The organism is Paenibacillus sp. KACC 21273 (assembly GCF_028736095.1).
Taxonomy (GTDB): domain Bacteria; phylum Bacillota; class Bacilli; order Paenibacillales; family Paenibacillaceae; genus Saccharibacillus; species Saccharibacillus kyungheensis.
This window is the reverse complement of the sequence record NZ_CP117876.1, coordinates 2,581,947-2,593,788: the sequence shown is the minus strand read 5'-3', so window position 1 is coordinate 2,593,788 and position 11,842 is coordinate 2,581,947. Positions and strand designations below refer to the sequence as shown.

Annotated in this window: 8 protein-coding genes; 1 reads left to right on the top strand and 7 read right to left on the bottom strand. The window is 39.3% G+C overall.

Annotated features, from left to right (window positions below; all coding sequences use genetic code 11):
- Positions 1–71: 71 nt before the first annotated feature.
- The gene (locus tag PQ460_RS11670) at positions 72–2,120 is read right to left on the bottom strand and encodes a beta-galactosidase (protein ID WP_274172803.1); all 2,049 of its coding nucleotides are present in this window, start codon (positions 2,118–2,120) and stop codon (positions 72–74) included.
- 174 nt (positions 2,121–2,294) lie between these two features.
- Between PQ460_RS11670 and PQ460_RS11665 the strand changes: the two genes are divergently transcribed.
- Positions 2,295–3,140, top strand: a complete 846-nt coding sequence (locus PQ460_RS11665) for an AraC family transcriptional regulator (RefSeq protein ID WP_274172802.1) — start codon at positions 2,295–2,297, stop codon at positions 3,138–3,140.
- Positions 3,141–3,256: 116 nt separating this feature from the next.
- Here PQ460_RS11665 and PQ460_RS11660 read toward each other — a convergent pair whose 3' ends face one another.
- From PQ460_RS11660 to PQ460_RS11635, 6 genes are all read right to left on the bottom strand, one after another.
- Positions 3,257–3,994: a hypothetical protein gene (locus PQ460_RS11660; RefSeq protein ID WP_274172801.1), complete on the bottom strand. Its 738-nt coding sequence runs from the start codon at positions 3,992–3,994 to the stop codon at positions 3,257–3,259.
- 109 nt (positions 3,995–4,103) lie between these two features.
- Positions 4,104–7,217: an efflux RND transporter permease subunit gene (locus tag PQ460_RS11655; protein WP_274172800.1), complete on the bottom strand. Its 3,114-nt coding sequence runs from the start codon at positions 7,215–7,217 to the stop codon at positions 4,104–4,106.
- The gene (locus PQ460_RS11650; protein ID WP_274172799.1) at positions 7,210–8,778 is read right to left on the bottom strand and encodes an efflux RND transporter periplasmic adaptor subunit; all 1,569 of its coding nucleotides are present in this window, start codon (positions 8,776–8,778) and stop codon (positions 7,210–7,212) included. The genes PQ460_RS11655 and PQ460_RS11650 overlap by 8 nt, the downstream gene beginning before the upstream one ends.
- A 179-nt stretch (positions 8,779–8,957) precedes the next feature.
- The gene (locus tag PQ460_RS11645) at positions 8,958–9,611 is read right to left on the bottom strand and encodes a response regulator (protein WP_273612515.1); all 654 of its coding nucleotides are present in this window, start codon (positions 9,609–9,611) and stop codon (positions 8,958–8,960) included.
- Positions 9,601–10,794, bottom strand: a complete 1,194-nt coding sequence (locus PQ460_RS11640; RefSeq protein WP_274172798.1) for a sensor histidine kinase — start codon at positions 10,792–10,794, stop codon at positions 9,601–9,603. Before PQ460_RS11640 ends, PQ460_RS11645 begins: the two co-directional genes overlap by 11 nt.
- A gap of 106 nt (positions 10,795–10,900) precedes the next feature.
- Complete coding sequence (locus PQ460_RS11635) at positions 10,901–11,827, bottom strand: aromatic alcohol reductase (RefSeq protein ID WP_273612517.1); 927 nt, start codon at positions 11,825–11,827, stop codon at positions 10,901–10,903.
- Between the last annotated feature and the right edge of the window lie 15 nt (positions 11,828–11,842).

Sequence of the window (11,842 nt, the reverse complement as noted above, 5' to 3'; positions counted from 1 at the left end):
CAAAAAGGAACAGATATCCTAAACAAAAAACCTCCTTAACTAGCAGGAGGTTTTCTATCTGTCTTGTATTATTATTGTAAAATCATCACACCATAAGCCGGTATCGTCGTCGTGCCTTCAATTACAGTATCTGTTAACACATCTGTACGTTGCTGTTTGATCTGAATAGAAGCCTCTTGATCGCTATAATTGAGCAAAAAGATGTACTGGTGTTGCTCATTCTGACGAATCCCTATCTCCACCTGTTCCGGCACTTCTAACCAATCAGCTACAGGGGAGGATATCTCTAAGATCGACAATAATTCATCGACAACCTCTTCATGGAAAGCTGCCCCATAATATAACACTTTACCTTTGCCGTATGGTCGCTGCGTTAATGCAGGAGCATCTTCATAGTAAGATAATGTATAGGTCGCCAATACTTCTACATCGTCTTCATTCACTTGTAAAATATCGTTGAATAACTCCGCTACTTGCGCCATATGATGATGGTTGTGTTGCCAACGAAGTCCTGGCACTTGAGCATTACCTGTAATCGAAGTGAAATCCGCTACAGAGATTCCGCATAAGGAAGCGACAGGGCCCGGCATAGGCGCCATTCGGCAATGACCGGATAACTCTTTGTATCCTGTGCGTGCACCGAAAATTAGTGTTCCACCTGCTTCTACATACTGAGTCAATAAAGTCGCTGTCTGCTCAGACATGATTGCGGCATGCGGATAAATAAGCACTTTATATTGTTGTAATTCTGCCAGTGTCTGCTTACGCAAATAAATAATATCTGTTGGGATATGCTGATATTGAAGTTGCTTGAACCATGCGTTGATACTTTTGCCTGTTAAAGGGCCATGCCATATATCGTATTCGCCATCCCAATCGTTATCATAATCTTTGACGATAGCTATATCTGCTTGATAAGTTGTACCTGCAATCTTGTCACCGATCGCCACAAATTCTTGCCCTACTTGAGAAGCTTCTTGAATACGACGGTTCGGTTGATTATGGTAATCATTTAAGCCATGCCAGTAGATTTCTGTACCAAATGTAGCCGTGCGCCAACGGAAATACATTACCAGATCAGCGCCATGTAATACCGATTGGTATGTCCATAATCTTAATTGCCCCGGACGTGGAGCAGGCATATTCATTCGATTCACCCATCCACCTGGCCCGGCTTGCTGTTCCATAATACAGAAATTGTTAGAGATATTACGGACAACGCTCAGATTCTGACTCCATTTACGATCCAACAATGGCTTAGATTCGTCACTGCCAAAGATGGTTGAAAATTGCGGATATGAATCATAGGAGAAAAAGTCGAGCATTTCTTCTGTTAACGCATGACTATCTAAATGTCCAAACAGACCATTCGTTGTAATCCAATGATGAGGAGCGATCTCTCTTAAAATGTCTGCTTGAATACGAGCAAAAGCGATAGTATTGTCAGAAATAAATCGTTTCTCATCTAAAACCAGATGCGGGTTAGGAGAATGTGCTGTAGTAAGACGTGGCAAATACACTTGATTCCAATCTGTGTAAGTCTGACTCCAGAATACAGTCCCCCATGCTTGATTAAGCGCTTCCAAAGTATGATAACGTTCTTGTACCCATTGACGGAAAGCAATATGGTCAGCTTCTGCATAGAATTCACTGACTTCACAATTTAGTTCATTATCAATTTGCCACCCGATAATAGCTGGATGATCTTTAAAATGATTTGCCATTTGACGTGTAATATTTGCACATAGTTCCTGATATTTAGGGCTACTATAATTGTAATGTCTCCGCATACCATGCTGATATGTAACACCTTCGATCGTTGCATTCAATACTTCAGGATATTTCTGTGTTAACCATGCTGGTGGTGTAGCAGTAGGTGTTCCCATAATCACTTTCAGACCATATTGGTGCGCTAAGTCTAATACGCGGTCAAACAGATCAAAGTCGTATACTCCCTCTTGCGGTTCAAAAATACTCCAAGCAAATTCACCAATTCGAATATGAGACAGATTCATATCTTTCATACGTTTAAAATCATCTTCCCAGAGCGAATCAGACCATTGTTCAGGATAATAACATACTCCTAATTGTAAAGAATCAAGTTGGATCGATTTGTTCATGACAATCACCTCTAATGTTTGGATATCTTTATTTTAAAGCGATGTCATATTTACGTATATAACGAGTAATTATCCTGATAACAATATTTTGCGATGAATATTTCAATATACAGCTGGTATTGCTATAAAATAGACTGTAGTATAGTATAAATTTCATCTGAAAGGAGTACTGAGATGAGAGAACATATTTTCTTCCCCAATCCGTCATTTGCCCATTATAGTTGTTATCCAGACTTTATAGGGGGTTATCAGAACCATTCTTCTCATATCGTTGATCGTCCGGCGAACAGTAGTGATTTCAAATTAAATCGATTGTATAACCTACACTTTATTTTGAAAGGAAAAGGTTATGTATATAGTCAGGGAACCAGATATGAGCTGAGTGCCGGTCATGGATTTTTATATGGCCCCGAGTTAGCAGAACGTTATGAAGCGGATTCTTATGATCCGTGGGATATCCGTTGGATTCACTTTTCCGCTTCTGGTCTGGAATCGTTATTAGGTAAACGAGGAATTAGCGAAGTATGGTTATTTGAACTACACTCTATGCAGACATTGAATATATGTATGGAAGAACTGTTAGCTTTAGGTCGTAACTTTGATCTCAAGCAAGAAATACGCGCTTCTACTGTACTTTATGAGATGTTATTACATATTACCAAAGATGCAGTTTCTCTTCATTTGCCCAAAGATCCTGCCCTTCCAGGTATTCATGCAGCTGCTAATTATATGCGTGAGCACTGTACAGAACTATTATCGATCAAAGAGATCGCTCAATTTACAGGATACAGCGTGCCTTATTTTACGCGTAAATTTCACCAGTCTATGGGAGTAACACCGACTGCTTATTTACTGGAATCACGTATTTTATATGCGAAAAAGCTTCTTCTTTCTACAAATAAGACTATTCAAGATATCGCCTTAGATTCAGGATTTTCGCAAAGTAGCTACTTTATTCACTGCTTCAAAAAAGTCGTTGCTATGACACCAGAACAATTCAGAGTAAGTTGGGATTCTTGATAGATTATTAGTATTAAATTCCAGTGCCATTCTACAACAAAAAAACCAATCCGAAACAACCATATATTATGATCGGGATTGATTTTTTTGATATTTAAAGTTATATCCACACATTTTCAATGCAATTCGTACCGTCTTTGTTCTGTAAATCCTACAGGATCAAGCATGATGATCGGATATTGTTCTATACAGTGAAGCAATGTCTTCACCAGTGTACATCGTTCTTTGGTGTTCATTATTTCCTGCTCTACCTGTTGTATTTCAAGCCATTTATTGCGTTTGATATCTATATCTGTATTGTCACTGTGCACCCTTATTTTTGAATGATACAGATTGTGTTGAATATCCAATACTCGGGATAATGAGAGACTATTGGACTGCTTGATCTGTTGGCGCAAATAATCTGTATTCCATCCTAACAGATTAACACTATCTAGCTCATATAACACAGTATTCATGATTTCTAGAAGTAAAGCACTCAAACTATATTCCAGTCGTTGATAAGCATAATAAATTGTGGAATTATGCCATTTATTTTTGTCGATCATACTGTTCTGAGATATATGCGGATAAATAAGTATCATATGTTGCATATAGTTTTGTATATAGACGATTATTTTTTGCTCTGGCGTGATCTGTTGATCGGCATAATTGTAGAAAATAAGATCATCAATGTTCTGACCGATTGTATCCAAAACCAAGCAATACGCATGATCTTTACTTTTCAACTGATTAGCAAAATCGGCTTCTGTTAGACGACATATTTGCATAATATCTTGTGCTGAAGTATCTTCATATCCCTTAGTCAAAAACAATAATTTGATTTGTTCAATCATCGGATAGGTGTTATTCATCCAGTACCTCCTTGGCACAATGACATAGATAGCAACAACATACATCGTTGTCACTATCTACGTATAATAACTTTGCTTGGAGAAGCAATTATAATGCCGAACTACTCTATTACATCGGTTGTTGATGTTTGGTTAACCGTTTGTTTTTACGTGCTAACTTGGAAGTCATCCGTTTATCGGTATACCGTGCCATAACCATATACAGCGAAGGTACAACAAATAATGTTAAGACCGTTGAGAATACCAGGCCGAAAATAATAACTACACCTAATGGACGGAATAACAGTTCACCCACTGTAGCAATTGGAATCATCCCTACTATAGCTGTTAATGATGTCAAAATAATCGGGCGAAAACGTGCGGATGCTGCCAGAATAATCGCTTCCGTTAATTCCATGCCTTCATGTCTGGCATCTTCTATAAATTCGATCAATACGATACCATTACGCACCACAATCCCTGCGAGTGCAATAATCCCCATTACCGCCATAAATCCAATCGGCGTCTGAGTGACAAATAGTCCTAACACTCCACCTGCGGCCGCTAAATATACAGTTGTCATAATAATAAACGGAATCAATAACGAATAGAATTGCATCGTAATCAGGATAAAGATAATAAATACAGCGACTAAAAATAATGCACCCAAATCTGTAAACGTATCTGTCTGGCTGGATGTTTCTCCGCCAACTTCCCATGCATATCCTTCTGGAAGCTGAATTTGCTCAAGCTTAGGTCTAATATCTTGCATCGCTTCTGTTGCTGTAGGTCCACTGAGTTCTGCTTCTATTGTATTCACACGCTTGAGATCATAATGGTTGATCTGTTGAATTGAAAATACAGGCTTGATATCGACAATTTGAGATAATGGAATCTGTATACCAGCCGCATTGGTGATATTTACCTGTTGCAATAATGTATTTGGACTGCTGTTACGTGAATCTTTGATATATAACTTGAGATCGATCAAATCACTACCATTATCAAAATCACCTACACTAAATCCGCTACCCATCATCAGCAATGTTTGAGTTAAATTTTTGTATGTGACTTGATAGCGATCCATCGCTTGTTTGTTGACAGCAAAATCTAATGTATAACTATCATTTCCGGTACTATCTGTAATCCCATACGTACCTGGAGACTCTGAAATAATCTGCTTGATCTGATCGCTCAGATGACGCAGTTCTGGTAATTGATCACCTGTTACACGGATCGAGATAGGCTTTCCGACTGGAATCCCAAGCGCAGCACCTTTTACAGAGATTTGAGTACCAGGATATTCTGTTTTTAATGATTGTGACCATAGCTCTACTATAGAATCGACATTCATACCATGTTTTCCTGTAACCAAAATCTGACCGGAATTTGCTCCACTTCCAGATTCAGAAGTACTATTGAATAGCTTGGGAGCTGCTCCGCCTACAGCATAAGCTAACTTATCAATATCAGGTTGCTTTTTCACCCAACTAGCAATATTTTCTGTAACTCGATTAGTTTCTGCCAGCGATGTTCCTGAAGGCAAGTTAACATCAACAGAAATTTGCGGTTCTTCTGATGTTCCGAACAGCTCCACAGGTGTTGCCAAAACAAGGCTATACACTGCTGTACTGATCACTAACCCTGTTAAAGCAACGATCAATGGACGTTTGAGTATACCTGGCATTAAACGGAAAGCATATCCATTTGTTAATTTCTGAATTTGTTTTCCCAATAGACCTGCTGGCTTATCAATATGACGTTTGCCTTTTTCAATTTGTCTATTTTCATACCATTCTCGGAAAATAGGAATAATCGTTAATGACATAATCATCGAAGCTAGCATACATAATGAAATAATCACTGGAATCGGTCGGATAAACGAACCCATATCCCCGGGTAGCAACATTAACGGGACAAAAGCAGCAATCGTAGCAAGTGTTGCTGTAATAATCGAAACGGATACTTCTTTGGTCCCCCGTACAGAAGCTTCTTTGGGATTTTCTCCAAGTGTGGATAGCCTTCGCTCGATATTATCATTGACTACTACAGCATCATCCACCAGAATCCCTAATACAATAATAAGACCCACAATAGTGATCTGGTTCAATGTGATGCCTGCTTGCGGTAATACAATTAAGGCTAGCGCAATAGAGATTGGAATCGAAAGAGCTACAAAACCTGCTGTCAGTAAATTCATGCCTAACGTACAGATCAGAATAACAGCAATAATAGCGATAGCCATTTCTCGTATCAAATCGTTAAAGATTCGTTGTACTTCATCATTTTGCGCAAATAATGAATCTATTTTTAGATTAGAAGGTAATGTGTTTTCTAAAGAAGCTATTTTAGTAGATAATGCTTTATTCATATTGATAACATCTGAACCGGCTTGACTACTAATATCCATCGTGATGGATGGTACTCCATTGTAGTAACTCAGATAAGATGCGGTAGTAGGAACCATTTTCACATCAGCTACATCTTTGAGATAGACAGGAATACCAGCTTCTGTCTGAGCGATCAGAATATCATTTATCGTCTGAAAGTCGTCTGACTTATCGACTTTGAGCTGATACGTACGATTTTCATAGGTCAGATTTCCGACAGGTATGCGGTCATTTTCAGATTGAATCGCTTGCATTACCGTCTCCCAGGTAATATTGTATTGCTTTAACTTAGTAGTATCTGCTTCAATACTGATCTCCTGCTGAGGTAGACCTTTAATAGATACTTCAGTAATTCCTGGAATAGCACGAAGTTGCTTGCTCCATGTGTTCATCAGATCATTCAGAGCATAGATATCTTCTTTGGTTTTGCCATAGATAGCAAAAGACTGTACAAAGCTTTGTGCCAGATTATCGTTGACGATCGGCACATCTGCATCAGCAGGTAAGCTCGACTGAGCATCTTCTACTTTACGTCTAATTTCATTCCATACACTTTCTGCATCTGCTTTATCTTCCGCTTGCACAACAATCGTAGAGATGCCGTTGCCTGATGTAGATGATATTGTTTTGAGATCAGTCACTTCTTTGATCTTTTGCTCTAACACTTCGGTAACTGTCTGTTCCATCAGTTCTGGTGAAGCACCAGCATATGTTGTAGTGATTACCGCAGTTTTGACGACAACATCAGGTTGTAATTGTCGTGGTAATCCTAGACCGGAATAGACACCGTACGCAATCAACAATACAAAAAATAATAGCGTAACTTTACGTTTTTTGATAAAAAATTCAATCATGTGCAGTTACCTCTTGTTGATTCTTTGTAGTACTTTGATTTGTCTTAGCCGTAGAACTATTGGCTGGGGTAGCAAGAGCATCTCCATTGAACAAACGGTCTGCCCCTTGTACAACGACTTGATCTCCGACTTGAAGCCCGCTTTTAATCAAATATTGATTGTTATACGATTCACCTATAGTGACAAACGTCTGAACCGCTTTGCCTTTGTTATTTCTAAATACATAAGGTTTATCTCCTGTACTAATCACTGCTTCTACAGGTAATAAGATTCCTTTTTGAGTAGTTGCCTGGCGGGAAGCTTTGATCACTTGACCGGGTTTCCAATCTTGCTTCGGATTGCTGACCGTTACTTCCGCATTGATAGAACCTGTACTTTCATTGGTTTGTGGATACAATTTGGTTACTTTACCTGTACGCACATCATCATACAGACTGACGCTCACTTGTTGCCCAACTTTCCACTGATTGATTTCACTATCAGCGATTGGAAGTAGAACTTTCAAGCGTGTTGTTTCTCCAATCACAAAGGGATCAGATGAACCACCCATCGCTCCGCCACCACTTGAACCTGCACTGACCGTTTGACCTACAGATACATTTTTTTCTAAAATCACTCTAGATGTTTGGGCTTTGAGTGTTGTATACGATAGGCTCAATACGATTTTATTTTTTGCGATAACGGCTTGATCGTAACTTGCTTGCGACTTTTGTATGTTTGCTTGAGATTGTGCAATACCTGCTTCAGCTTGAGCTACACCGGCGTTGGCTTGTTCTATCGTTGCCTGTGCATTCGCAATGCCTGTCTGCGCTTCTTTCACTGTCGATGCTGCACTGGCACGCTCTGAAGCACTTGCCCCTTCTATGATTAAAGAAAGCTTGGCTTGAGCATCTTTGAGACTATCGGTTGCATCTGCTAGTGCAGTTTGTGCTTGCTCATTTTCTTGTTGCGTTAGCAATCCATTACTAGCTAGTGTCTGCGAACGAGTTGCTTCTGCTTTTGCCTGATTGTATGCGGTTTGCGCTTTGTTTACTGCATTTTGCGCTTGTGCTTTTTCTTGGGAGCGTGCTCCAGATAGCACACTTTGTTGACTCACACGAGCACTTTCAATTTTGGCTTGAGCACTTTCTAGTTGCGCGTTAGCCGAAGAGACGGTAGCTAATGAATTTTGTTTGGCTGCTTGAGCATCTTTTAAAGAAGCATTTGCACTGGACAGATCTGCTTGAGCAGCAGCGACTGACTGATTCGCATCTGCTAACGACAATTGTAGATCAGCAGTATCCAGAGTAGCTAATACCGCGCCTTTATTGATTTGCTGTCCAATTTCTCCTTTTACAGCAGTGACTGTTCCAGCCGTTCGGAAAGTAACAGGCGTTTCGTTATACGCTGTTAATGTGCCGGATAGATCGTAATTTACATCTAACGCTTGTTGCTTAACTGTTGTAAATGTGACATTGTTGCTTGTTGTCTGCACAGCAGCAGTCGATGGTTCTGTCGAGCAAGCTGTTAGACTAACCATCAGCAAGAGCGCTATCATAATGGAAGAACGTTTTGGGTTCATAGATCATATTCCTTTCTTATCTCTATCCAATATAGTTTTCTTTTCTCTGCTTTGATCCTAACAAAGCTTGCGCTCTAGCGAATCGTCCATCCGTACATCCAGCTATTGCCCTTTCGGGCATGTACGCAAAAAAAGAACACACCACTATAACTATGTGATGTGTTCTTTATGTTGTTTGGCTAGATATGCACTAATCCTTGTTCTACTGCTATCGCAACAGCTTGTGCTCTTGAATCTACACCTAGTTTATTATAAATATTAGTCAGATGTGCTTTGACGGTTCGTTCGGCTATCCCCATATCAAAAGCAATTTCTTTACTCCGATGCCCGTAAGCTGCTGCTTGTAGCACAATTTTTTCTTTTTCTGATAAAGAAGGAAACGAATTAGAAGTACTCTGTTTCTTCGGTGTCGCCTGACGCTTCGCTTGAAAAACGATCTCCATGATCTCGGGCTGTAATAATGTCTCTCCTCGAATAGCGGAATCGAGTGTACGAAATAAATGCTCGCGTTTGGTATCTTTGAGCAAATAACCTTTTGCTCCTATGGTAAGTCCTTTGATCATAAGATCGTCTTCATTGTAGGTAGTCAGGATAACGATAGGGATAGAGCTGTGTTGTTCTTGTAATTTTTCTATCGCTTCGATCCCATTCATAACAGGCATATTAAGATCCATCAAAATAATATCAGGCTTGAGTTCTTCTATCCGCTGTAGAGCCACTTGACCATTTTCCGCTTCTCCTATCACCTGATACTCTTCGCTTGTCTCCAAAATAAGCTTAAGCCCTTCTCTTACCACAAAGTGATCATCGACTATCAATACGTTATGTTTCATTATATTCTCCTGCTCTCCAGGGAATCTTCAGATGAATTGAAGTTCCTTGAGGAATACGGTTAGTAATCGTTAGTGTTCCATGTATAATACGTGTCCGTTCTTGCATACCGATCAGCCCGTAATGTCCGCTTAGCTTACCAATCTGGCGAGTATCAAATCCTTTCCCATTATCACAGATATCGATAATCAGATCATATGGATTACTGCCAATCGTTAACTCCACTTGTGTCGCCTGAGCATGCTTAATAATATTGGTTAAACATTCGCGTATAATCTGAATACTATGTTCATGAATAAGCTGTGATACCTCTATAGGAGCTGCAATCTTATACTCTATCGGTATACCTGTAGATTCAATAAAATGTTGTATTTCTTTTTCAACAGATTCAGTAAAATCAATCTGTAGCCCCGTATGCACACGCAAATCGTCAATAGCATTACGAGCTTCTGCTAATGTATGACGAGCACCATTCATAGATAAATGAACGATTTCATGCGCCCTTTTGATATTATTTACTGACAAATGAGCATCGACTGCTTCTAATTGCATGACCAGACCCGCTAAGCCCTGTGCCAGTGTATCATGCAAATCTCTTGCCATCCGCTGACGCTCATTCGCTACGGTTAATTCTTCTACTTGATAATGAGCAATCTCTAATTCGTTCAAAAAATGCTGTGTCCGCAAGCGCGCTGAAAATTGGCGTAAAGTTAATCGAATAATTCCAGCCACCATGATATTCATCAATGTGAATAAACAGATAAACAGGATACTAATATAGACGGAATCAATATACCACATATAAGAAATACATATAATATAACTAATAATAACAAATGATATAATCTTTACTTTGGAGTAAGGGGAGTACAACATCTGTCCAATCATAATCGGATAAAGTCCGATCATCACCAAATAATAACCGGAAGTCATAAAATAAGCAGCTATGATTAAAATACCACTTTGTAATATAAAATAGACCCATGTCCTTTTCTCAATAAACCGTGAGAAATGCCAATTTAAAAATATAAAACAAAAAATACTTATATTACTAATAATGATATGAAGAACACGATTATGATTCAATACTTCTAATAATGTGATCCCTATATGTGCAATAATAATCCATATCATGACAGGTTTACGCAATTCTCTAGCAATCTCAATCAAATGCTGTTTTTGCATAATGCCCTCCTTTCACAAGCTTCTTATAGTATATCAGTTGCTTGTAAAAGGATATTGTACTTTCGGGCATGTACGTTTCAAAATATAGCAATAAAACGGTTAAAGCTTAACTCGCTGATTCTTTCGAAAAGCGAATATGATTTGTAAGGATTTGCTTAGCAGATGTCCACTGTATGCCAGAATAGCGATTATTATTAATCTGTTCTAGCTTTCCTAATCCACTGAACATACCATGAACATACTGCATACCTTGCCAAGCAGGATATAGATCATCGGTTGACTTCGAGCAGGTACGTGCAATCTTAATCAATGTCTCTAAAAAGTTACGGCTTCCTGCTTTGAACAAACGGAAGCGCTGACCGGTTAGCGAGCTCATCAACACAGCTAATTGACGTGCACTGATCTGATCTCCTGCAATATAGACAAAGCGTGGAGTATGATCATCCAGAGCAATTTTGGCTGTAAAGGTAGCGACATTGTCTTTGGTGGTAAAATCCATCGGTTGATCGGCATCGTCCCAATACAGGATTCGTTTGTGAGAAAACAAAACAATCGGCGCCATACCGGTTAGCATATCTGCAAATGCTCCATTTAAAACCGATGTTGCTGTGATCGGAGCCTGATCCAATATTTTCATAAAGTCACGACGTAACTCTAAATTGCGATTCGATCCTACAGGCAATTTGGTATAATCCATAGAATAATCAGAAGGAATAAAGCGAGGAACACCTGCTGCTACAGCCGCTTCTAATAATAAAGTCTGCGTTTCTATAATTACTTCATCCAATCCACTAAGAGCTGACACTACACAAGATACATCGAGACATGCTTCTTTCATCTCAGTAGCGTTATGATAATCGACTTCTACAATGTGTATTCCTAGCTGTTCTAACGGGACTATTTTGTCTAAAGGTGTGCCCCGACGGATCAAAGCTCGTACAGTTGCTCCTTCATCGACAAGTGCTCTAGCAATTCGTCCTCCTAGATCACCTGTACTGCCTGCAATTAGAACGGTTTTGTGTTGTGATATCAATGAGATGTCCTCCTT

Bases quoted from the DNA above. Each gene is read 5' to 3' on its own strand.
- PQ460_RS11660 (WP_274172801.1), bottom strand. From the start codon at position 3,994: ATGAATAACACCTATCCGATGATTGAACAAATCAAATTATTGTTTTTG.
- PQ460_RS11655 (WP_274172800.1), bottom strand. From the start codon at position 7,217: ATGATTGAATTTTTTATCAAAAAACGTAAAGTTACGCTATTATTTTTT.
- PQ460_RS11650 (WP_274172799.1), bottom strand. From the start codon at position 8,778: ATGAACCCAAAACGTTCTTCCATTATGATAGCGCTCTTGCTGATGGTT.
- PQ460_RS11640 (WP_274172798.1), bottom strand. From the start codon at position 10,794: ATGCAAAAACAGCATTTGATTGAGATTGCTAGAGAATTGCGTAAACCT.
- PQ460_RS11665 (WP_274172802.1), top strand. From the start codon at position 2,295: ATGAGAGAACATATTTTCTTCCCCAATCCGTCATTTGCCCATTATAGT.
- PQ460_RS11645 (WP_273612515.1), bottom strand. From the start codon at position 9,611: ATGAAACATAACGTATTGATAGTCGATGATCACTTTGTGGTAAGAGAA.
- PQ460_RS11670 (WP_274172803.1), bottom strand. From the start codon at position 2,120: ATGAACAAATCGATCCAACTTGATTCTTTACAATTAGGAGTATGTTAT.